We start from the raw sequence: 21163 nt of genomic DNA on the forward strand, positions 1-21163 counted from the left end.
CGGACCTTGCGAAGGCGGCGTTCATCTCGGACGGCGAGCACAATGTCTAGGTCGGTTTGACGAACCGCAGGGTCATGCGGTCGGATTCCCCGATCGCGTCGTACTTGGCGTGGTCGAAGGTGGGATCCTCCGGCTGGCCGCGGGGCGAGGACCGGCGGACGGGCGGCAGGGTCCAGACCCCGAAGGGATGATCCTTGGTGTCCTTGGGGTTGGCGTTGATCTCGCTGGTCTTGTCCAGCAGGAAGCCCGCCTCCTTGCCCATCTGGATGACATAGGCCTGCTGCACATAGCCGTCGGCGGCCAGCAGGTCGGGCACCCCGCCCGGACTGGCGCGATGCTCCTCGACCCCCAGCACCCCGCCCGGCTTCAAGGCGGCGAAGGCGTCGTGGAAGGCCTTTTCGGCGATGCCGGCGGCCATCCAGTTGTGCAGGTTGCGCAGGAACAGGGCGAGGTCGGCGGAGCCGGCCGGGGCGACGGGGCCGCTGGTCGGGCCGAAGGCGGTGATCTCGACGGCCTCATAGAGCTTGGGCTTTTCGCGCAGCTTGCGGCGATAGGCCGACACCATCTCGGCCGAGGCCGGCTCGCCGGCGTCGTCGGTCTGCAGGTCGGCGGCGTAGAGCTTGCCGTCGGTGGCGGCCAGGAAGGGCGCCAGGATGTCGGTATACCAGCCGGCCCCCGGCCAGAACTCCACCACGGTCGCGCCCGGCTTCAGCCCCCAGAACCGCAGGGTCTCCAGCGGATGGCGCCAGACATCGCGAGCCTTGTCGGCAGGGGTGCGCCAGGCGCCGGCCACGGCCTGTTCGAGGGTGAGCGGGGTCTTGGAGTCCGCCGTCGCAGGCGCCTCGCCCCCCTTGCGACCGCAGGCGGTCAGGGTCAAAGCCCCGCCGGTCAGCAGCAGATTGCGCCGGGAGAGGGCGCCGAGAGCGGCGGTTGGCAGACCCATCAAGACCTCTTCCCCGTTTCCCCGGCCATGGACCTAACCTGCCCGGACCGCCGGGTCAAAAGCCGATCACAATCCCCGACCAGGGGCCTCTTGAAACCCGTCATGCGGTCACCACCTAAGTTCCGAAGGCGCTGGATAACCGGGCCTTCCGGGACACGGCGAGGCTTCGGCTCGCACCGTTCCGCCCATGAATGACAACCTTGCTTAAGCCAAGAAGGATGTGACCCCATGCGTACGATCGACTTCTCCCCCCTGTACCGCTCCGTCGTCGGCTTCGACCGTCTGGCCGCGCTCCTGGAAACCGCTTCCGCCGACGCGGCGACCGGTTATCCGCCCTACAATATCGAGCGCACCGACGAGAACGCCTACCGCATCGAGATCGCGGTCGCCGGCTTCCGGCCGGACGAACTCAACATCGAGGTCAAGGAAAACCTCCTGACCGTCCAAGGCCGCAAGGCCGCCAATGACGACCAGCGGCGCTTCCTGCACCGTGGTCTGGCCGAGCGCGATTTCGATCGCCGCTTCCAACTGGCGGACTATGTGGTCGTGACCGAGGCGAAGCTGGCCGACGGCCTGCTCCAGATCTCGCTCAAGCGTGAACTCCCCGAGGCCCTCAAGCCCCGCCGGATCGAAATCGCCACCCCCGATCAGTCCCCCCTGATCGAAGGTGAGAAGGCCGCCTAATCTCCCCCCCTCTTAGGCGACCAAGACCGGGCGGCGCGCGACCCCTCTCGCGCCGCCCACCCTTGATTTCTCCCCCATGCGAGACTGGGCGGCGCAGCGACTGCACCGCCCTTTTTGCAGGTCAGGCCGCCCGGGCCGCGTCGAGCCCCACCGCCGCCTGATAGTCGGTCTCCTTCAGGCTCGCGCCGGTCAGCCGGGCGCCGGTGAAGTCGCAGCCGCGCACGTCGGCGCCGTCCAGGATCACCCCGCTCATGTCGGCGCCCTGGGCCAGGGCGTAGCGCACCCGGGCGTGATCCAGCGACCCCGGCGCCTCACGCGCCCCGCCCAGCGGCAGGGGGGCGATGACGCAGTCCCTCAGATCGGCCTTGGTCAGATTGGCGCCGGCCAGGCGGGCGCCGCGCAGGTCCGCGCCGCGCAGGATGGCGCCGCGCAGATCGGCGCCCTCCAGATTGGCGCCCTGCAGATGGACGCCGGTGAGATCCATGCCGACCATCACCGCCCCCTTGGCGCTCAAGGCCGTCAGGCGCAGGCCGCGCAGACGGGCCCCAAGCGGACGCAGGTCCTGGCGGTCGAGATTGGCGGGGCGGCCTTCCTTGCCGCTGGTCTTGCACCAGGCATGATTGGCCTGGGCCTGGGCCAGCAGGCCGGCTGCGCGGGTCATGGCCTCGGAGCTGGGCGCGCGGATCGCCCCGCCCATCTTGGTTGAGGCCGAGGTGCGGGCGCGGGCCACGTCGACCCCGTTCATCGCCGCATAGGAGAGGTCGGCGCCCTCGAAATTGGTCCCCGTCACCTCGGCGCCATCGAGGATGGCGCCGCTCATCTTGGCGTCCTTCAGATTGGCGCCGGTCATCTTGGCGCCCTTGAGCGAGCAGTCGGTGAAGTCGGCGGCATAGGCCGAGGCGTCGTTCATCTGCGACCCGTCGAAGGTCGCGCCGCACAGCACGGCGTTGTCGAGCTGGCCGTGCCGGGACTCGTGGCTGAGGGACGACAGGCCCTTGCTGGGATGGGGGATGGCGACCTGGCCGATCCGGAAGTCGGCCTGGGTCAGATCGGCCTGGGTCAGATTGGCGCCCTGCAGGCAGGCGCCGCGCAGGTCGGCGCGGACCAGGCGTGCGCCGCGCAGGTCGGCCTTGCGCAGGTCGCAGCCGAACAGATTGGCGCGTTCGAGATTGGTGACGGCGAGCTTGGCGCGGTCGAGGATCGAGGCGGAGAGGTCGGCGTCGGACAGATTGCGGCCGGACAGGTCGACCCCGGTCAGATCCACGAACTTCAGCACGGCGCGCTTGCCGCCGGGACGACCGGTGACGAACCTCTCGTGGGCGGCCACGATCATTTCGATTTCGCCGGCGGAGAGCCTCCGGCGGCCGGTCAGGGCGACTGCGGACATCTGTGGTTATTCCCCCGGGATGGTCTGGGTGGACGAACTGTCTAAACCCGAGACACCACCGAAGCGTTAAATTGTCGCACCCTAGAGCGTGTCGCCGAGCCCCCTCGCCCCCCACTTCTGCGCCCCGATCAGATTGGCGTGGGCGAGCTGGGCGTTGGTGAAATTGGCGCGGGACAGGTCGGCGTTCTGCAGGATCACGTAACGCATGTCGGCGCGGGCCAGATCGGCGGCCTTGAGCCCGGCGCCGGTCAGATTGCAGGGCAGCACGCGGTCGCCCCCCAGCAGCAGGGGGCCCATCTGGGCGTCGCGCAGATCGGCGCCGGCGAGCTTGCAGTCGACCAGCCTCGCCCCGCGCAGATCGGCCCGGCGCAGATTGCAGGACCGCAGATCGGCGCCTTCCAGGTGGGCGCCCTGCAGCTGCACGCCCTCCATGTCGAGGCCGTAGAAGATCGCGCCCTTGGCCGAGAGGGCCGTGAGGTTGAAGCCACGGACGGATTTCAGGGCGCGCAGGTCGGCGTTGTCGAAGACGCTGGGGCTACCCTCGGCGCCGCCGGTCTCGCACCAGCGGGCATGGTCGCGGATCATGGTCTCATAGGGCAGATCGGCCACGGCCTTGCCGACCGGATCGTCGGTCAGGGCGCCGCGCATGTCGGCCCGACTGACGTTCCAGGCCAGGGTCTTGGCGCCGACCAGGATGCAGTCGCGCAGGTCCGCCCCCGCCAGATCCGCGCCGGACAGGTCCGCGCCGGCCAGGTTCGCCCCGGTCATGGTGCATTGCTTGAGATTGGCCCGGACGAGCTTGGCGTCCTTCATATTGGCGTCGGTGAAGTCGGCGCGCACCGCCATCACGCCGGACAGGCGCGAGCGCTCCAGATTGGCGCCGGCCAGGATCGCCCCCTGGACCTCGCCCACCCGGTTGATGTGCTCCATCACCCTCAGGCCCTTGTCCCGGTCGCCGATGGCGATCGAGCCTTCCCGCAGGTCGGCCTCGAACATGTCGACCCCGGTCAGGTTGGCGTTGCGCAGGCAGGCGCCGCGCAGGTCGGCCCGACGCAGGCTCGCGTCGGTCAGGTCGGCGTTCTGCAGGTCGGCGCCGAACATGTTGGCCTGGTCGAGCCGCGCGCCCTGGAACAGGCACCCGGCCATCACCGCGCCGGTGAAGTCCGCGTCGCACAGGTTCTTGCCGCGCAGGTCCAACCCCGACAGATCAAGCCAGGCGAACACGGCCCGGGCGCCGCCCGGTTTGGAACTCCACAGCCGATCGTGACGCACGCAGATCGCGTCGAGTTCGGGCTGTTCGATGCGGCGAAGATCCACCGCCGTCGTGGTTGCGAGAAGCGCCATGGAGACAGGCCCCAGAGATTACTGGTCGCAACCCTAGATCAAAGGCGATTAACGCGTTGTTTCCGTGACTTAGCGGAATCAGGATGAATATCCGCTAACCCTGGGCGGGGCGATAACCCGCATAGAGCGAAGCCGCCTCTTCGGCCAGCAGACCAAGCTCCACCACTACGCCCTTGGCCCGTAAGCGTTCGGCCCCCTGGCCGGCGGCGAAGGTCGACGGATCCTCGCAGGCCACGACCACCCGCACAGCTCCCGCGAGCGCCAGAAGTTCGGAGCAGGAGGCCGCGCCGGTGGACCTCTTGCCGCAGGGCTCGAGGGTGACATAGGCCACGGCGCCCCGCGCCCGATCCCCGGCCTGGGCCAGCGCCATCTCCTCGGCGTGGGGGCGGCCGCCGGCCTGGGTCGCCCCCTCGCCCACCACGACGCCGTCCGCCACGATCACGCAGCCGACGGCGGGATTGTCGCCGGTCCGTCCGACCTGGGCCCGGGCGAGCGCAATGGCCCGGCGCATATGATCCCGGTCGGACGCCGACATGGCTAGTTCGGCAGGGTCTGGGCGCGGCCCGCGTCCAGATAGCGGGCCGACAGAGGCTTCAGCCCGGCGTCCAGCTCGATGACCAGCGGATTGCCGGTCGGGATCTCGATGTCGATGATCGCCTCGCTGGACAGGTTCCACAGCAGCTTGACGATGGCGCGCAGGGAATTGCCGTGGGCGGCGACCAGCAGGGTCTCGCCGGCCGTCAGGTGCGGCGCGATCTCGGCCTCCCAATAGGGCTGCACCCGCTCCAGCGTGGTCTTCAGGCTTTCGGTGGTCGGCAGGACGGCGCCGGCGTAGCGGCGATCCTTGGTGAAGTCGAACTCGCCGCCGGCTTCCAGCGGCGGCGGCGGCACGTCGTAGGACCGGCGCCACACCTTCACCTGGTCGGCGCCGTGCTTGGCCGCAGTGTCGGTCTTGTTGAGGCCGGTCAGGCCGCCATAGTGGCGCTCGTTCAGGCGCCAGTCCTTGGTCTCGGGGATGAACACCTGGCCAGCTGCGGTGAGCGCCAGCCAGCAGGTGCGGATCGCCCGGGTCAGGACCGAGGTATAGGCGCGGTCGATCTGAAGGCCCGCGGCCTTGATCAGCTCGCCGCCCAGGCGCGCCTGGGCCTCGCCCTCCGCCGTCAGGTCCACGTCCACCCAGCCCGTGAAGCGGTCTTCCAGGTTCCAGCGGCTCTGGCCGTGGCGCAGCAGGATCAGGGTCGGCACGCGAAGATCTCCTCTTTCCGGACGGGCTTGGGCTAGGGCGGCGGGGCGCGGGCGTCAAGCTTGCGAGGCCGGCGCGACTGGCGCGCGGGCGCGGCGGCGGCTATATCCCGACCAGCATGTCCGACCGACTGATCCTGCCCGCGCTCGCCGCGATCGCCCTGATGATGGTGGCGCTGGCCATGGTCTGGCCCCAGGGCCTGGGCGACCGCTCGCCCGGCCCCTTCGGCCATACGCCCCTGCAGCAGACCCCGGCCATGAAGGCGGCGATGAAGCGCGAGGCCGACGCCTCCAACCGCCGCATCTCCAGCGCCCGCCAGGCGGTGTCGGATCTGCAGAGCCAGGCGATCGCCCCCACCCAATGAGCCGTCCGGCGGCCAGCGAGGCTTGATGTCCGAATTCGACGCGATCTCCGTCGGTCGCCGCGTTCTGAGCGCCGAGGCCGACGCCCTGCGCCTGCAGGCCGAAACCCTGGGTGACGAATTCGTCCGGGCGGTGGACATCCTGCACGCCGCCAAGGGCCGGATCATCTGCACCGGGATCGGCAAGTCGGGCCATGTGGGGCGCAAGATCGCCGCCACCTTCGCCTCGACCGGCGCCCCGGCCTTCTTCGTGCACGCCAATGAAGCCAGTCACGGCGACCTCGGCATGATCACCGAGGGCGATGTGGTGCTGTGCCTCTCCAAGTCCGGCGAGAACCAGGAGCTGGCCGACGTCCTGGCCCACTCCAAGCGCTTCCATGTGCCGCTGATCGCCCTGACCGCCGCCCGCGACAGCGCGCTCGGCCGCGCCGCCGACGTGGTGCTACAGCTCGCCGACGCCGCCGAGGCCACCGCCGAGGTCAAGGCGCCCACCACCTCGACCACCCTGCAGATCGCCCTGGGCGACGCCCTGGCCGTGGCCCTGCTGGAACGCCGCGGCTTCACCGCCCGCGACTTCAAGACCTTCCATCCTGGCGGCAAGCTGGGGGCCATGCTGCGCACCGTGCGCGACATGATGCATGGCGAGGCCGAGCTGCCCCTGGTCGGCGGCGACGCCCCGATGTCGGAGGCCCTGCTGGTCATGACCGAGAAGCGCTGGGGCGTGGTCGGCGTGCGGGGCGCAGACGGCGGCCTCTGCGGCGTGATCACCGACGGCGACCTGCGTCGCCACATCGACGGCCTGATGGACCGCACCGCCGCCGAGGTGATGACCCCCGGTCCCAAGAAGACTGTGCCGCCCGGCATGCTGGCCTCAGAGGCGCTCGCCCTCATGAGCGACCCGCCGCCGGCGGTCACCGTGCTGTTCGTCGTCGAGGACGGTGAACCGGTGGGCATTCTGCACGTTCACGACCTGCTCCGCGCCGGGGTGATGTAGAAATCGTCACGGTCTCGAAGACTATGGCGCGTGTTCGGATGGTCTTAAGACCGTGCGACCATTAAGACAGCCAGCCGAACCTCACCGACGGAGTTCCAATGCTTCCCACCCCGCGCAGCGATCTCATCCCGAACACCGCCGAGTTCGAAAGCTTTCCCCTGGTGAAGGCGACCGGGTTCCGGGAATACGACGCGCGGTGGCTGTTCGGCCCCGAGATCAACCTGCTGGGCATTGAGGCGCTGGGCCTCGGCCTCGGCACCTACATCCACGAGCTCGGCCAGAAGCGCATCGTGGTCGGCCACGACTATCGCTCCTATTCCATGTCGATCAAGCAGGCCCTGACCATCGGCCTGGTGGCCGCGGGCTGCGAGGTGCTGGACATCGGCCTGGCCCTGTCGCCCGTCGCCTATTTCGCCCAGTTCGACCTCGACGCCCCCTGCGTGGCCATGGTCACCGCCAGCCACAACGAGAACGGCTGGACCGGGGTGAAGATGGGCGCCCAGAAGCCCCTGACCTTCGGCCCGGTGGAGATGGGCCGCCTGAAGGAGATCGTGCTCGGCGGCCAGTGGAAGCAGCGTCCGGGCGGCAGCCTGGCCCATATCGAGGGCGTGTCGGAGCGCTATATCGCCGACGTCGCCACCCGGGTCAGCCTGAAGCGTCCGCTCAAGGTGGTCGCCGCCTGCGGCAACGGCACGGCCGGCCACTATGCGCCGGAGGCCCTGCGCCGCATGGGCGTGGCCGAAATCATCGAGATGGACTGCAAGCTCGACTACACCTTCCCGCGCTATAATCCGAACCCGGAAGATCACGAGATGCTGCACGAGATGGCCAAGGCCGTCCGGGAGCATGGCGCCGACCTGGCGCTCGGGTTCGACGGCGACGGCGACCGCTGCGGCGTGGTCGACGACGAGGGCGAGGAGATCTTCGCCGACAAGATCGGCCTGATGCTCGCCCGCGACCTGTCGGAGCTGCACAAGGACGCGACCTTCATCGTCGACGTGAAGTCGACCGGCCTCTACGCCACCGACCCGATCCTGAAGGCCAACGGCGCCAACACCGTCTATTGGAAGACCGGCCACAGCTACATCAAGCGCAAGACCGCCGAGCTGGGCGCCCTGGCCGGGTTCGAGAAGTCGGGCCACTTCTTCTTCAACTCGCCCCTGGGCTACGGCTACGACTGCGGCCTGACCGCGGCGGCCGCCATCCTGGCGATGATGGACCGCAATCCCGGCAAGAAGCTCTCGGACCTGAAGAAGGCCCTGCCCGTCGCCTACACCTCGCTCACCATGTCGCCGCACTGCCCGGACGAGGTGAAGTACGGCGTGGTCGAGGACGTGGTCGCCGAATACACCGCGCTGGCCGAGGCGGGCGGCAAGATCCTGGGGCGCAAGATCCTTGAGGTCATCACCGTCAATGGCGTCCGCGTCGCCCTGGAGGACGGCTCCTGGGTGCTGGTCCGCGCTTCGTCCAACAAGCCTGAGATCGTCGTGGTGGTCGAAAGCTCGCAGTCCGAGGACGACATGCGCGCCCTGTTCCGCGAGGAAGTGAAGCCCCGCCTGGGCAAGCGTCCGCAGGTCGGCGCCTACAACCAGGAAATCTGAGGCCGGGGTCGCAGGACCGACACGCCTTGGCTATATGCCCGACTGACCCACTGTCCCCGCACAGGATGAGACCATGCGCGTTGCGATGATCGGCACAGGCTATGTGGGCCTGGTGAGCGGGGCGTGCTTCGCCGACTTCGGCCATGACGTGGTCTGCATCGACAAGGACCCGTCCAAGATCGAGCGACTGAACGCCGGCGGCATTCCGATCTATGAGCCGGGCCTGGACGTGCTGGTGGCCAACAACGTCAAGGCCGGCCGGCTCAGTTTCACCATCGAGGCCGCCGAGGCGGTGAAGGGCGCGGACGCGGTGTTCATCGCGGTGGGCACGCCCTCGCGGCGCGGCGACGGCCATGCGGACCTGTCCTACGTCTATGCCGCGGCCGAGGAGATCGCTGGCCTGATCGAGGGCTTCACCGTCATCGTCACCAAGTCGACCGTGCCGGTCGGCACCGGCGACGAGATCGAGAAGATCATCAAGGCCAAGCGGCCGGACGCCCAGTTCGCCGTGGTCTCCAACCCGGAGTTCCTGCGCGAGGGCGCGGCCATCGAGGACTTCAAGCATCCTGACCGCGTGGTGGTGGGTCTGGAGGACGAGCGCGCCCGACCGGTGATGGCCGAGCTCTATCGCCCGCTGTTCCTCAACGAGACCCCGATGGTGTTCACCGGGCGGCGGACCAGCGAGCTGATCAAGTATGCGGCCAACGCCTTCCTGGCCATGAAGATCACCTTCATCAACGAGATGGCCGACCTCTGCGAAGCCGTCGGCGCCGATGTGCAGCAGGTGGCCAAGGGCATCGGGCTGGACAAGCGGATCGGGGGCAAATTCCTCAACGCCGGCCCCGGCTATGGCGGCTCCTGCTTCCCGAAGGACACGCTGGCGCTCGTCAAGACCGCCCAGGACTATGGCGCGCCCACCCGGCTGATCGAGACCACGGTCCAGGTCAATGACGCGCGCAAGAAGGCCATGGCCGGCAAGGTCGCCGCCAGCCTCAGCAACGACCTGGCCGGCAAGACGGTTGGCGTGCTGGGCCTGACCTTCAAGCCCAACACCGACGACATGCGCGACGCCCCGGCGCTGGACATCATCCCGGCCCTGCAGGCCCAGGGCGCCACGGTCCAGGCCTATGACCCGGAAGGGGCGCACGAAGCCCAGCACATGCTGAAGGACGTGGCCTTCAAGACCGACGCCTATGACGCTGCGCAAGGCGCCGACGTCCTGGTGATCATCACCGAATGGGATCAGTTCCGGGCGCTGGACTTCGACCGGCTCAAGGGCGCCATGAAGACCCCGGTCCTTGTCGACTTGCGCAACATCTACAAGCCCGAGGACGTCACCTCCAAGGGCTTCAAATACGCCTCCATCGGCCGCAAATAGGCGCGCGCCGCACGGGCGCGCTCACCTCGGCCGAGATGCGAAAATCAGGCTGTGAACAGCTGGATCAGTAGGGTCCCGAACCAGACGGCGCCGGCCCAAAAGGCCAGGGCCAGGACGGCGACGAAGGCGAGGCAGGCGACCGAGCTGACGCCCTTGGCCGGTTCTCTCGCCACACCCGCAAAAGCGGCTCTGCGCGACATGTTTCTCTCCCGTATTTTTTACGCTCCCCCCGGTCGAGCGGGAGGAACATGAACAGGCTGACATGAATCCTCCAATTTGCAAGTGCGGCAAAGGTTCCCACGCCCCGGAACGGGTCACGGCGACACACGCCGACCGGCCCCGATGAGGGCCGGCGGAGAGGGGCAGTCAGGGAAGAGCGGAGCGGTTAGGCCGCAGCCTTCTTCACGGCGCCGGCGATGTCCTTGACCACCTGGGAGACCAGCTTGGCGTCGTCGCCCTCGGCCATGATGCGGATCAGGGGCTCTGTGCCGGAGGCCCGGACCACGATCCGGCCCGTTCCGTTCAGCCGCTGCTCGGCGTCGGCGATCATCGCCTTGACCGGCGCGGCCTCCAGCGGCTTGCCCGAGCCGAAGCGGACATTCTCCAGGAGCTGCGGCACCGGCTCGAACTGATGGGCCAGGGTGCTCATCGGCTTGTCGGCCAGTTTCAGCACCGCCAGGACCTGCAGGGCCGCCAGCAGGCCGTCGCCGGTCGTCGAATAGTCCGACAGGATCATGTGGCCCGACTGCTCGCCGCCGAGATTGAAGCCGCCCTCGCGCATCCGCACCATGACGGCGCGGTCGCCCACCGCCGTGCGCTCAAGCTTCAGATTGCGCGCCTGCAGGAAGCGCTCGAGGCCGAGGTTCGACATGACCGTGGCCACCACCCCGCCGCCGGTCAGTCGGTCGCGCTTGGCCCAGTTGTCGGCGATCAGGGCCATGATCTGGTCGCCGTCGACCACGTGACCCTTCTCGTCGCAGATCACCAGTCGGTCGGCGTCGCCGTCGAGCGCGATGCCGATGTCGGCGCGGTATTCCTTCACCGCCCGGACCATGGCCTCCGGATGGGTGGAGCCGCATTCCTCATTGATGTTGGTGCCGTTCGGATCGACCCCGATCTTGATGACCTCGGCGCCCAGTTCATAGAGCACCACGGGGGCGACCTTGTAGGCGGCGCCATGGGCGCAATCGATCACCACCCGCAGGCCGTTGAGGCTCAGCCGGCGCGGGAAGGTGGCCTTGGCGATCTCGACGTAGCGGGCCTGGGAATCATCGACCCGCGACACCCGGCCCAGCCGGGTCGGACCGGCCAGGCCTTCGCTCAGGCTCTGATCCATCAGGGCCTCGATCTCCAGCTCGCGGGCGTCCGACAGCTTGTAGCCGTCCGGGCCGAACAGCTTGATGCCGTTGTCGGTGAAGGCGTTGTGCGAGGCCGAGATCATGACGCCCAGGTCGGCGCGCAGGGAGCGGGTCATCATCGCCACGCCGGGCGTCGGCATCGGGCCCAGCAGGCGCACATCCATGCCCACGCTGGCGAAGCCGGCGACCAGGGCCGGCTCGACCATATAGCCCGACAGCCGCGTGTCCTTGCCGATCACCACCATGTGGCGGCGGTCGTCCTGCGACATGAACAGCTTGCCGGCGGCCAGGCCGACTCGCAGCGCCACCTCCGCCGTCATCGGGTGGGTGTTCGCCTGGCCGCGGATGCCGTCGGTCCCAAAATAGGCGCGTTTGGTCATGAAGGGGTCTCTTCGGAGGTGGGGTTCGGCGCGTGGAAACGATCCGAAACCCAGATTTAGTCGACGCGCCGTTTTCGAATGCTAAAGGCGACGCTCAAACAGAAGCATATCGCGGCTTCGCGCTTGGACAAAAGGACTGCGGCATATGTGCGGCATCATCGGCATCGTGGGAACCTCTCCCGTCCAGGGGCGGCTGATCGAGAGCCTCAAGCGCCTGGAATACCGGGGCTATGATTCGGCCGGGATCGCCGCCCAGATCAACGGCGTGCTCGAGCGCCGCCGCGCCCCGGGCAAGCTGCGCGAGCTGGAGGCTGTGCTGGAGCGTGAACCGCTCAACGCCACCACCGGCATCGGCCACACCCGCTGGGCCACCCATGGCGCGCCGACCGAGCGCAACGCCCACCCGCACATCGTCGGCCGCGTCGCCGTGGTCCATAACGGCATCATCGAGAACTTCGCCGAGCTGAAGGCCGAGCTGATCGCCGCCGGCCGGGTCTTCCAGAGCGACACCGACACCGAGGTGGTCGCCCATCTGCTCGACGCCGAGCTGGCCACCGGCCTGCCCCCCCTGGAGGCCTTCAAGGCCACCCTCGCCCGCCTGCGCGGCGCCTTCGCGCTCTGCATCCTGATCGGCGGCGAGGACGAGGTGATCCTGGCCGCCCGCAACGGCCCGCCCCTGGCGATCGGCTATGGCGACGGCGAGATGTATGTCGGCTCCGACGGCCTGGCGCTCGGCCCCTTCACCAACCGCATCGCCTATCTTGAGGACGGCGATTTCGCGATCCTCGACCACGACACTGCGCGCATCTTCGACCAGACCGGCGCGCCCGCCGACCGGCCGATCAAGATCGTGCCGGCCTCGGCGGTCATGATGGAGAAGGGCAACTACCGCCACTTCATGGAGAAGGAGATCCATGACCAGCCGGAAGGCTGCCAGCGGACCATCGCGGCCTATGTCGACCCCCTGGCCTCCCTCGTGGCGGTGCCCGGCGGACTGGACTTCTCCACGATCGAGCGGATCCAGATCGTCGCCTGCGGCACTTCCTATATCGCCGGGGTCATCGGCCGCTATCTGATCGAACAGCTGGCCGACCTGCCCGTCGACGTCGAGATCGCCTCGGAGTTCCGCTACCGCCAGCCGTCGATCCGCTCAGGCGCCCTGGTGATCGCCATGTCCCAGTCCGGCGAGACCGCCGACACCCTGGCGGCCCTGCGCTATTGCCAGGAGCGCGGCATGAAGAGCGCCGCCATCGTCAACGCCACCGAATCCACCATCGCCCGCAGCGTCGACGTCGTCTGGCCGATCCATTGCGGCCCGGAGATCGGGGTCGCCTCGACCAAGGCCTTCACCGCCCAGGTCAGCGTGCTGACCGCCCTGGCCATCGCCGCCGGCAAGGCCCGGGGCCGCATCGACGCCATCGAGGAGGCCCGGCTGGTCAATGTGCTGCTCGGCGCGCCGCGCCTGATCGCCGAGGCCATCGGCCTGGAAGACGCGATCAAGGACATCGCCGCCGAGGTCTCCAAGGCCCGCGACGTGCTCTATCTCGGCCGCGGCCCGATGTCGGCGCTCGCCCTGGAAGGCGCCCTGAAGCTGAAGGAGATCAGCTACATCCACGCCGAGGGCTACGCCGCCGGCGAGCTGAAGCATGGCCCGATCGCCCTGGTCGACGACCAGACCCCGATCATCATACTCGCGCCCTTCGACAGCTGGTTCGAGAAGTCGGCCTCGAACATGAGCGAGGTGATGGCCCGCGGCGGCCAGGTGATCTTCATCACCGACCCGGACGGCGCCCGCCATGCGCCAGCCGGCGCCAAGGTGGTGGTGACCGCCCCCTCCTCCGACCCCCTGGTCTCGGCCCTGGTGATGTCAGTGCCGATCCAGCTGCTGGCCTATCATGTCGCCGTTCAGAAGGGCGCCGACGTGGACCAGCCGCGCAACCTCGCCAAGTCGGTCACGGTGGAATAGGCGCCGAACGCTCAAGCTCTCGCGCCCGCGTTGCACGCCCAAGTGGGCGCGCGATCAGTATCGCGCCGCCCTTTTTTGGAACGTCACACGAGGCGGATGGATTTCCCGGCCGCGCTCCTCTAGGCAGATTGCATTCTGGAGGGTCGAATGACGAAACGCGTGCGCAAAGCCGTTCTGCCGGTGGCCGGCCTGGGAACCCGAGTTCTGCCCGGAGCCAAGACGACGCCGAAGAACATGCTCAACGTGTTCGATCGTCCGATCCTGTCCTATGTGGTCGAGGAGGCGCGGGCCGCCGGCATCGAGCACATCGTCTTCATCACCGGTCGCGGACAGGGGGCGATCGAGGAGTATTTCGACTCCAACCCCGAGATCGAGAACGCGCTGGCGGCCAAGGGCAAGGACGAGATCCTGGCCGACGTCCGCCGCGACCTGCCCAAGCCCGGCCAGATGAGCTTCGTGCGCCAGATGGCCCCCCTGGGCCTGGGCCACGCCGTCTGGTGCGCCCGCGACATCATCGGCGACGAACCCTTCGCCGTCATGCTGCCCGACATGCTGATGATGGCCAGCCCGCCGGCGCTGGCCCAGTGCGTCGCGGCCTATGAGCAGGTCGGCGGCAACATCATCGCCGTCGAGCCCGCGCCGGAAGGCGAGACCCACAAGTACGGCATCGTGGCCCTGGAGGGCCGGGATGGCCGCCTGAACCGCATGACCGGCATGGTCGAGAAGCCGCCGCTCGGAACCGAGCCCTCGAACCTGTTCATCTCCGGCCGCTATATCCTGCAGCCGGAGATCTTCCAGCTGCTGGAAAACCAGGGCAAGGGCGCCGGCGGCGAGATCCAGCTGACCGATTCGATGGCCGAACTGATGAAGCTGCAGAGCTTCCACGCCCTGGAATATGACGGCGTGACCTATGACTGCGGCGACAAGATCGGCCTGCTGCGCGCCAATATCGCCTTCGCCCTCGCCCATCCCGAGCTGGGCGGCGCGGCCCGCGCGGCGATCTCGGACCTGCTCTAGAGGCGACCGCCGCGGAGGCCCGATTGAAGCTCTTCGTCTTCGGCTACGGGTTCAGCGGCAAGGCCCTGCACAACCGGCTTGCGCCGAAGGGATGGACGTTGTCGGCCTCGCTGCGGCCGGGAGCTGATCCGGCCCGCCTGACCGACGCCGGCGTCACGCCGGTTCCCCTCGGCGATCCCGCCGCCCTGGAGGCGGCCTTGTCCGAGGCGAACGCCATCCTGCTCACCGCCCCGCCCGGCGCGGACGGCTGTCCGGCCCTGCCCGCCCTGGTCCCGGCCCTGGCGCGGGCCCGGGCCTTTCCGGACTGGATCGGCTACCTCTCGACCACCGGGGTCTATGGCGATCGCGGCGGCCGCTGGGTGTTCGAGGACAGCCGCCTGGCCGCCCAGTCGGTGGAGGGCGCCCGCCGCGTCGGGGCCGAACGGGACTGGCTGGAGGTCGGTCGCGGCATGGGCCTGACCGTCACGGTCCACCGCCTGCCCGGCATCTACGGCCTGGGCCGCTCAGCCTTCGACCGCCTGCGCGAGGGTCGCGCCCGGCGGGTCGGCGCGCCCGGCCAGATCTTCAGCCGCATCCATGTCGACGACCTGGCCGCCGAGCTGGAGGCCTCCATCGCCCGACCCAGGCCCGGCGGAATCTACAATGTCTGCGACGACGAGCCGGCGCCCAACAGCGAGGTGGTGGCCTTCGCCGCCGGCCTGCTGGGCATGGCCCCGCCGCCTGAGACCGCCCTCGACCTCGACGCCCTGAGCCCCCAGGCGCGCCGCTTTTACGCCGAGACCAAGCGGGTTTCGAACGCCCGGGCCAAGGCCGAATTGGGCTGGCGGCCGCTCTATCCGAGCTATCGGGAAGGTCTGACGGCGATCCTGGCCGCGGGCGGCTGACGCCGGTTCAGGCGCAGGCCCGCTCTGCGTCGCTGTCCAGCACCCGCTCGATGGCGGCGAACAGCAGGGCGACGTCGAGCGGCTTGGCGACGAAATCGTCCATGCCAGCCTGCATATAGTCCGCCACCTGGTGCGACATGGCGTTGGCGGTCAGAGCGATGATCGGGGTCCGCGGTCGTCCGGCGGCCGCTTCCTCGGCCCGGATCAGGCGCGCGGCCGTCGGCCCGTCCATGCCCGGCATCTGGACGTCCATGAGGATCAGGTCCCAGCTCTCGCGTCGCCACAGCTCCAGGGCCTCGGCGCCGTCGCCCGCCATCACCACCTCCAGCCCGGCCTGCTGCAGCATGGCGCTGAGCACCAGGCGGTTCACCGGATTGTCCTCGGCCGCGAGAATCCGCAGGGTCGGGAGGGCCTGGGCCTCGACGGTCGCAGGCTCAACCCAGGCCGTCGGATCCGGACGGCCGAGATAGGGCAAGGGCAGGCGCACCGAGAACCGGGCGCCGGCGCCGGCCGCGCTGTCAGCGCCGATCTCGCCGCCCATCAGCTGCACGAGCTCGCGGCAGATCGACAGGCCCAGGCCCGTGCCGCCATAGCGACGGCTGGTCGAGATGTCGCCCTGGTCGAACTTGTCGAACAGCCGGGCCAGCCGCTCGGGCGGAATGCCGACCCCGGTGTCGGTGACGACGATCGAGAGTTCGCCATCCGCCCGCGAGAGCCGCACCTCGACCCGACCCTGCTCGGTGAACTTCAGGGCATTGGAGACCAGGTTGAACAGCACCTGCTTTAGACGGGTGGAATCACCGCGATAGACGCCCTGGGCCTCGGGCTCGATGGTCAGGTCGAAGGACAGCCCCTTGCTCTCGGCCACGCCCTGGAAGGCCGCATGGGCGCCGCGCGCCAGGTCCTCGAGATCGAACTCGATCTCCTCCAGCTCCAGCTTGCCCGCCTCGATCTTCGACAGGTCGAGCACATCGTTGAGGATCGCCAGAAGGCTCTCGCCCGACTGCCGGATCACCTGCAGCCGAGCTCTCTGATCCTCGGACAGCGGGTCGGCCGCCATGATCTGGGCCATGCCCAGCACCCCGTTCAGGGGCGTACGGATCTCGTGACTGATGGTGGCGAGGAAGGCCGACTTGGCCAGGTTGGCGGCCTCCGCCTCCTCCTTGGCCTGCAGCAGCTCCGCCTCGGCCTGCTTGCGGTCGGTGATGTTGAGCATGGCCCCGATCAGCCGGACGGGCTGGCCCTCGGGGGTCTTGACCAGCTTGACCGTGCAGGCGGCCCAGACTTCCTTGCCGTCATCTCGGGCGACCCGGTATTCCGGGCAATAGGGGCGGTCTTCCGCGACCGCTTGGGCCCATTCGGTCTCGATCCTCACCCGGTCGCGGGGATCGATGGTGAGATTGGTGTCGCGCGCCAGCTCGTCATAGGTGAACTCGCGGCCGAACAGGTTTTGCGGCGCGCCCGCCTGGGTCAGGGTGCGCTGCACATAGTCCAGCTCCCAGACATGCAGATCGGCGATCTCCGCCGCCAGGTTCAGCCGCTGTTCCGAGCGCTCGGTGCGCTCCAGGGCCTCGAGCAGGTCGGTGATGTCGCTGGTGACGCTGATCAGCCCGCCGATCTGGCCATGCTCATCAAGCCACGGGGTGAGTTCGCCGCGCAGCCAGGCCTTGCGTCCCTTGCGGGTCACGATCGGCATGCGCTCGGCGATCATCGACTCTCCGGCCAGACAACGGTCGAAGAACGCCGAGAACCGCTCGTAATAGCCGGGGACGACGTCCTGCAGCGTGCGCCCGACCGCCTCGTCCAGGCTCATCGGAATGGCGTCGAGGAACCGCTGGCTGGCCTTGAGGATCCTGAGATCCCGATCGGTCATCACGATGGAGGCCGGCGCGGCCTTGGCGAACACGCCCTGGATCACATGGCTGCGTCGCGCCGCCGCCTCCTGGACCTGCAGCGCCTGGGCGGTGCGGGCCCGGTCGCATTCGTCGGCGACCATCGCCGCCAGCCGTTCCAGATTAGCCAGCAGCAGGGGATCGAGCGGACGGGGCTCCAGGCCGGCGACGGCCAGGGCGCCCTGCACCTCTCCGCCGGGCAGCTGGATCGGCGCGGCCGCGGCGAACCGGACAAAGGGGGGACCCGAGACCAGCGGGCTCTGCGACAGAACCGGATCGGTGGTGACATCCTCCCACCACATGGCCTGGCCCGACGTGGTCACCGGGTCGGCGAAGGGCGTGCCCCGGATCAGCCGGCCGTCAGGATCGATATTGCGCCAGACGGCGCCCTCGGAGACGATCACCAGGCTGACATAGACCTTGCCGAACAGGGCCGACGCCAACGCCGGCGCCCGCTCGAGCACTGGCTCCTGACCGGTCATGCCATAGGGCAGGCGCGAGGCCGGCCTGGCCTCCCGCGCGTCGTCTGCTTGAGCCGATTTTCCCGTCGAATTGTGCATGAGTGTCCGAACGAGAGCCTCGCACTGGATTCGATAACGAGGTCATAACGTCGATGACTCCGTCGCTCTGGCTAGAGCAAACAGACAGGAAAAACAGGCGATTACTGCCACCAAATTGAGTTTTGGGCAGATCATTTCCACCCTGGAGAGTTGACACCGCAATCAACAACCCCGCCGACCGGGTCGGGAGCCCTAGGGCCGCGACAGCTCGTCGGCCATGGCGATCAGCCGGGCCAGATCCTGGGGACGCGACAGGCGGTGATCGCCGTCCTTGATCAGGCTGAACACCAGGTCCTCGGTCGCCAGCGCCTGGGCGAGCGCCAGGGCGTGAGGCCAGGGGACATCGGGATCGGCGCCGCCCTGCAGGACGCGCACGGGCGCCGTGACCGGAACCGGCCCGGGCAGGATCGTCCAGCGGGCGCCGTCCTCCAGCAGCTCACGGCTGATCGGATAGGGATCGCCATAGTCCGAGGGCCGCAGCCAGACCCCGTTGTCCTCCAGCGCCTTGCGGTCGGCGGCGGTCATCTCCGGCGCCATCAGGGCGCTGGTGAAGTCGGCGGCCGGCGCGATCAGGATCAGGCCGGCGATCCGCTCGGCGCGCACAGCGGCCGCCAGGCACGCGATCCAGCCGCCCATGGAGGAGCCGACCAGGACCAGCGGCCCCTCGGCCAGGGCGTCCAGCACGGCCAGCGCGTCCTCCCGCCAGCGGGTGATGGTTCCGTGCTCGAAGGCGCCGGTCGACTCGCCATGGCCGAAATAGTCGAACCGCACATAGGCGCGGCCGCTCGCCGCCGCCCAGTCGGCCAGGGCCTGGGCCTTGGTTCCGGCCATGTCGGACCGGAAGCCGCCCAGCCAGACAAAGGTCGGCCCGCGCCCGGCGATGCGGCGCCAGGCCAGCCTCTCGCCGTCCGGCCGGTCGAGGAATCCCGCCTCTTCTTTCATCGCCCCGCTTTACCTCACCCGTGGGTGGTTTATGCAAGCATCCGTGACCTTGCCCCCGGATTTCACCCTGCTGCAGGTCGTCCCCGAGCTGGAAACAGGCGGGGCCGAGCAGACCACGATCGACGTGGCCCAAGCCGTCGTCCGCGCCGGCGGCAAGGCCCTGGTCGCCGCCCGCGGCGGACGCATGGTCGCCCGGCTGGAAGCCGACGGCGGCCGTCTGGTCCCCATGCCGGTCCAGTCCAAGAATCCCCTGGTGATGCTGGGCAACGCCGCCCGGCTGGTCGACCTGATCCGCAAGGAAAAGGTGACCCTGGTCCACGCCCGCTCGCGCGCCCCGGCCTTCTCGGCGCTGTGGGCGGCGCATGCGACGGGCACGCCCTTCGTCGCCACCTATCACGGGGTCTACAAGGCCAAGTCCGGCCTGAAGCGCTGGTACAACGCGGTCATGACCCGCGGCGACCTGGTGATCGCCAATTCCGACTACACCCGCGACCACGTCCTGGCCGAGCACAGCCTGGCGGCCGAGCGCATCGTCTCCATTCCCCGCGGCGTGGACCTGGAGCGTTTTGACCCCGCACGGGTCACGCCCGAGCGGATCGAGGCCCTGCGCCGGGCCTGGGGCCTGCCGGTCGACGACCCGCGCACCAGCTTCTTGCTGGGCGGGCGGCTCACCCGCATCAAGGGTCACCTCAGCATCGTCGAGGCCGCCGCCAGCCTGAAGGCCAAGGGGCGGGACGACTTCGTGATCATCTTCGCCGGCGACGACCAGGGCCGCACCGGCTATCGCGAGGAGGTCGAGGCGGCGATCGCGGCGGCCGGGCTGAACGACCAGATCAAGGTGGTCGGCCATTGTGATGACATGCCGGCCGCCTATCTGCTGGCCGATGTCGCCATGCTCCCGACCATCGTTCCCGAAAGCTTCGGCCGCACGGCCGTCGAACCCCAGGCCATGGGCCGCCCGGTGCTAGCCTCCAACCACGGCGGGGTCACCGAGACCGTGCTGCCCGGCAAGACCGGCTGGCTGGTCAAGGTCGACGACGCGCCGGCCTGGGCGGTCGCCATCGCCAAGGCGATCGACGTCGGGCCGGAAAAGCGCGCCCGCATGGGCGAGACCGCCGCCAAACGGGCCAGGCAGCTGTACTCGGCCGAGGCCATGTGCAATGCCACCCTCGCCGCATATGAGCGGGTGTTGGCGGCGCGCGCCGGAGTGACCGGCTGATGGCTCGCGAGATCAAGAAAATCCTGGTGATCAAGCTGTCGGCCCTGGGCGATTTCGTCCTGGCCCTGGCGGCCATGAAGCGCATCCGCGAGGTGCACAAGAAGGCCCACATCACCCTTCTGACCACCCCGCCCTTCGAGGCGCTCGCCAAGTCCTGCCCCTATTTCAACGCCGTCGAGACCGACGGCAAACCCGAGAGCTTCGGGGAATGGATGGCGCTGCGCGCGCGCCTGAAGAAGGCGCGCTACGACCGGGTCTACGACCTCCAGACCTCGGCCGCCTCGTCGCGGATCTTCCACCTGCTGCGGCCTTTCCCGCCGGAGTGGTCGGGCAATGCGCTGGGCTGCGCCCTGCCCCACCGCAACAAGAACCGCGACCACATGCACACCCTGGAGCGCCAGGCCGACCAGCTGAAATACGCCGGCATCTGGCCCGACGCCCCGATCGAGCCCGGCCAGGCGCCGCCGCCGGACGTCTCCTGGGTGCTGCGCAAAGCGCCGCAGGAACGCCCCGTGGCCGGCGGGGTCCGTCCCCGCCCCTATGTGATCTTCATCCCCGGCGGCTCAGCCCACCGACTGGACAAGCGCTGGCCGGTCGAGAAGTTCGGCGAGCTGGGCAAGCTGCTCTACGCCCGGGGCCTCGACATCGTGATCATCGGCGGCCCGCAGGAGAGCGCTCTGGCCCGCCAGATCCAGCGCGACGTCGGCAAGGCGCGCGATCTGACCGGCCGCACCGACTTCGCCCGAGTGGCGGTGATCGCCGCCAAGGCCGCCCTGGTGGTGGGCAATGACACCGGCCCGCTGCACCTGGCGGCGGCCACCGGCGCGCCGACCATCGTCCTGTTCTCCAAGGCCTCGAACCCGGCGCTGTCGGCCCCGCGCGGCCACGTCGCGGTTCTGGCGGCGACCGAGCTCACCGATCTGGCTGTGGCCACGGTCGCACAGGCGGCGAATGCTTTGGCGCCGGCCCCCGGCGCGGCTTGATAAGCGCAGGGCCCGCGTTCATATAGA

19 protein-coding genes are annotated in these 21163 nt (G+C 69.0%); 10 read left to right on the top strand and 9 right to left on the bottom strand.

Annotated features, from left to right (window positions below):
* Positions 1-46: 46 nt before the first annotated feature.
* Positions 47-943 carry a class I SAM-dependent methyltransferase gene (locus MQH10_RS01910; protein ID WP_242562384.1) on the bottom strand — a complete coding sequence of 299 codons (897 nt, stop codon included), beginning with the start codon at positions 941-943 and terminating at the stop codon, positions 47-49.
* 228 nt (positions 944-1171) lie between these two features.
* Here MQH10_RS01910 and MQH10_RS01915 point away from each other — a divergent pair, with 228 nt between their 5' ends.
* Positions 1172-1627 (top strand): Hsp20 family protein, encoded by a 456-nt coding sequence (locus tag MQH10_RS01915; RefSeq protein ID WP_242562385.1) that lies wholly within the window; start codon positions 1172-1174, stop codon positions 1625-1627.
* A gap of 121 nt (positions 1628-1748) precedes the next feature.
* On the opposite strand, the gene MQH10_RS01920 is transcribed toward MQH10_RS01915, so the two are convergent.
* From MQH10_RS01920 to gpmA, 4 genes are all read right to left on the bottom strand, one after another.
* Complete coding sequence (locus tag MQH10_RS01920; protein WP_242562386.1) at positions 1749-3014, bottom strand: pentapeptide repeat-containing protein; 1266 nt, start codon at positions 3012-3014, stop codon at positions 1749-1751.
* Between the two features lie 81 nt (positions 3015-3095).
* Positions 3096-4358, bottom strand: a complete 1263-nt coding sequence (locus MQH10_RS01925) for a pentapeptide repeat-containing protein (RefSeq protein WP_242562387.1) — start codon at positions 4356-4358, stop codon at positions 3096-3098.
* A gap of 94 nt (positions 4359-4452) precedes the next feature.
* Entirely contained in the window at positions 4453-4893 is a 441-nt protein-coding gene (locus tag MQH10_RS01930; RefSeq protein ID WP_336605026.1) for a bifunctional diaminohydroxyphosphoribosylaminopyrimidine deaminase/5-amino-6-(5-phosphoribosylamino)uracil reductase RibD, read from the bottom strand.
* 2 nt (positions 4894-4895) lie between these two features.
* Entirely contained in the window at positions 4896-5603 is a 708-nt protein-coding gene (gene gpmA, locus MQH10_RS01935; protein ID WP_242562389.1) for a 2,3-diphosphoglycerate-dependent phosphoglycerate mutase, read from the bottom strand.
* A 116-nt stretch (positions 5604-5719) separates the two neighbouring features.
* On the opposite strand from gpmA, the gene MQH10_RS01940 reads away from it, so the two are divergent.
* The 4 genes from MQH10_RS01940 to MQH10_RS01955 all read left to right on the top strand — a co-directional run bounded on the left by MQH10_RS01940 (position 5720) and on the right by MQH10_RS01955 (position 9935).
* Complete coding sequence (locus tag MQH10_RS01940; protein ID WP_242562390.1) at positions 5720-5965, top strand: hypothetical protein; 246 nt, start codon at positions 5720-5722, stop codon at positions 5963-5965.
* Between the two features lie 25 nt (positions 5966-5990).
* Positions 5991-6956, top strand: coding sequence for a KpsF/GutQ family sugar-phosphate isomerase (locus tag MQH10_RS01945; protein WP_242562391.1), 966 nt, complete (start codon positions 5991-5993; stop codon positions 6954-6956).
* A gap of 98 nt (positions 6957-7054) precedes the next feature.
* Positions 7055-8557 carry a phosphomannomutase/phosphoglucomutase gene (locus tag MQH10_RS01950; protein ID WP_242562392.1) on the top strand — a complete coding sequence of 501 codons (1503 nt, stop codon included), beginning with the start codon at positions 7055-7057 and terminating at the stop codon, positions 8555-8557.
* Positions 8558-8630: 73 nt separating this feature from the next.
* The gene (locus MQH10_RS01955) at positions 8631-9935 is read left to right on the top strand and encodes a UDP-glucose dehydrogenase family protein (protein WP_242562393.1); all 1305 of its coding nucleotides are present in this window, start codon (positions 8631-8633) and stop codon (positions 9933-9935) included.
* A 44-nt stretch (positions 9936-9979) separates the two neighbouring features.
* Here MQH10_RS01955 and MQH10_RS01960 read toward each other — a convergent pair whose 3' ends face one another.
* Positions 9980-10135, bottom strand: a complete 156-nt coding sequence (locus tag MQH10_RS01960) for a hypothetical protein (RefSeq protein ID WP_242562394.1) — start codon at positions 10133-10135, stop codon at positions 9980-9982.
* A gap of 185 nt (positions 10136-10320) precedes the next feature.
* Positions 10321-11673, bottom strand: a complete 1353-nt coding sequence (glmM, locus tag MQH10_RS01965) for a phosphoglucosamine mutase (RefSeq protein ID WP_242562395.1) — start codon at positions 11671-11673, stop codon at positions 10321-10323.
* A gap of 145 nt (positions 11674-11818) precedes the next feature.
* Here glmM and glmS point away from each other — a divergent pair, with 145 nt between their 5' ends.
* The 3 genes from glmS to MQH10_RS01980 all read left to right on the top strand — a co-directional run bounded on the left by glmS (position 11819) and on the right by MQH10_RS01980 (position 15540).
* A complete protein-coding gene (gene glmS / locus MQH10_RS01970; RefSeq protein ID WP_242562396.1) occupies positions 11819-13639 on the top strand; it encodes a glutamine--fructose-6-phosphate transaminase (isomerizing) in 1821 nt (606 codons plus the stop codon).
* A gap of 147 nt (positions 13640-13786) precedes the next feature.
* Positions 13787-14656: a UTP--glucose-1-phosphate uridylyltransferase gene (locus tag MQH10_RS01975; RefSeq protein ID WP_242562397.1), complete on the top strand. Its 870-nt coding sequence runs from the start codon at positions 13787-13789 to the stop codon at positions 14654-14656.
* 23 nt (positions 14657-14679) lie between these two features.
* Positions 14680-15540, top strand: a complete 861-nt coding sequence (locus MQH10_RS01980) for a Rossmann-fold NAD(P)-binding domain-containing protein (RefSeq protein WP_242562398.1) — start codon at positions 14680-14682, stop codon at positions 15538-15540.
* Positions 15541-15547: 7 nt separating this feature from the next.
* Here the strand turns inward: MQH10_RS01980 and MQH10_RS01985 are convergent, their stop codons facing one another.
* Together MQH10_RS01985 and MQH10_RS01990 are read right to left on the bottom strand one after the other, a co-directional pair.
* Entirely contained in the window at positions 15548-17992 is a 2445-nt protein-coding gene (locus MQH10_RS01985) for a hybrid sensor histidine kinase/response regulator (RefSeq protein WP_242562399.1), read from the bottom strand.
* Between the two features lie 192 nt (positions 17993-18184).
* Positions 18185-18934, bottom strand: a complete 750-nt coding sequence (locus MQH10_RS01990) for an alpha/beta fold hydrolase (RefSeq protein ID WP_242562400.1) — start codon at positions 18932-18934, stop codon at positions 18185-18187.
* 43 nt (positions 18935-18977) lie between these two features.
* Here MQH10_RS01990 and MQH10_RS01995 point away from each other — a divergent pair, with 43 nt between their 5' ends.
* The gene (locus MQH10_RS01995; protein ID WP_242562401.1) at positions 18978-20153 is read left to right on the top strand and encodes a glycosyltransferase family 4 protein; all 1176 of its coding nucleotides are present in this window, start codon (positions 18978-18980) and stop codon (positions 20151-20153) included.
* On the top strand, positions 20153-21136 hold the full coding sequence (locus MQH10_RS02000; protein ID WP_242562402.1) for a glycosyltransferase family 9 protein: 984 nt from the start codon (positions 20153-20155) through the stop codon (positions 21134-21136). The genes MQH10_RS01995 and MQH10_RS02000 overlap by 1 nt, the downstream gene beginning before the upstream one ends.
* Positions 21137-21163: the final 27 nt, after the last annotated feature.

The organism is Phenylobacterium aquaticum (assembly GCF_022695515.1).
GTDB lineage: Bacteria > Pseudomonadota > Alphaproteobacteria > Caulobacterales > Caulobacteraceae > Phenylobacterium > Phenylobacterium aquaticum.

What these genes read in the sequence shown, in the direction of transcription:
- MQH10_RS01985 (WP_242562399.1), bottom strand. Translation starts at nt 17,992, where the DNA reads ATGCACAATTCGACGGGAAAATCGGCTCAAGCAGACGACGCGCGGGAG.
- glmM (WP_242562395.1), bottom strand. Translation starts at nt 11,673, where the DNA reads ATGACCAAACGCGCCTATTTTGGGACCGACGGCATCCGCGGCCAGGCG.
- glmS (WP_242562396.1), top strand. Translation starts at nt 11,819, where the DNA reads ATGTGCGGCATCATCGGCATCGTGGGAACCTCTCCCGTCCAGGGGCGG.
- MQH10_RS01975 (WP_242562397.1), top strand. Translation starts at nt 13,787, where the DNA reads ATGACGAAACGCGTGCGCAAAGCCGTTCTGCCGGTGGCCGGCCTGGGA.
- MQH10_RS01930 (WP_336605026.1), bottom strand. Translation starts at nt 4,893, where the DNA reads ATGTCGGCGTCCGACCGGGATCATATGCGCCGGGCCATTGCGCTCGCC.
- MQH10_RS01940 (WP_242562390.1), top strand. Translation starts at nt 5,720, where the DNA reads ATGTCCGACCGACTGATCCTGCCCGCGCTCGCCGCGATCGCCCTGATG.
- MQH10_RS01910 (WP_242562384.1), bottom strand. Translation starts at nt 943, where the DNA reads ATGGGTCTGCCAACCGCCGCTCTCGGCGCCCTCTCCCGGCGCAATCTG.
- MQH10_RS01915 (WP_242562385.1), top strand. Translation starts at nt 1,172, where the DNA reads ATGCGTACGATCGACTTCTCCCCCCTGTACCGCTCCGTCGTCGGCTTC.
- MQH10_RS01925 (WP_242562387.1), bottom strand. Translation starts at nt 4,358, where the DNA reads ATGGCGCTTCTCGCAACCACGACGGCGGTGGATCTTCGCCGCATCGAA.
- MQH10_RS01920 (WP_242562386.1), bottom strand. Translation starts at nt 3,014, where the DNA reads ATGTCCGCAGTCGCCCTGACCGGCCGCCGGAGGCTCTCCGCCGGCGAA.
- MQH10_RS01990 (WP_242562400.1), bottom strand. Translation starts at nt 18,934, where the DNA reads ATGAAAGAAGAGGCGGGATTCCTCGACCGGCCGGACGGCGAGAGGCTG.
- MQH10_RS01950 (WP_242562392.1), top strand. Translation starts at nt 7,055, where the DNA reads ATGCTTCCCACCCCGCGCAGCGATCTCATCCCGAACACCGCCGAGTTC.
- MQH10_RS01945 (WP_242562391.1), top strand. Translation starts at nt 5,991, where the DNA reads ATGTCCGAATTCGACGCGATCTCCGTCGGTCGCCGCGTTCTGAGCGCC.
- MQH10_RS01955 (WP_242562393.1), top strand. Translation starts at nt 8,631, where the DNA reads ATGCGCGTTGCGATGATCGGCACAGGCTATGTGGGCCTGGTGAGCGGG.
- MQH10_RS01960 (WP_242562394.1), bottom strand. Translation starts at nt 10,135, where the DNA reads ATGTCGCGCAGAGCCGCTTTTGCGGGTGTGGCGAGAGAACCGGCCAAG.
- MQH10_RS02000 (WP_242562402.1), top strand. Translation starts at nt 20,153, where the DNA reads ATGGCTCGCGAGATCAAGAAAATCCTGGTGATCAAGCTGTCGGCCCTG.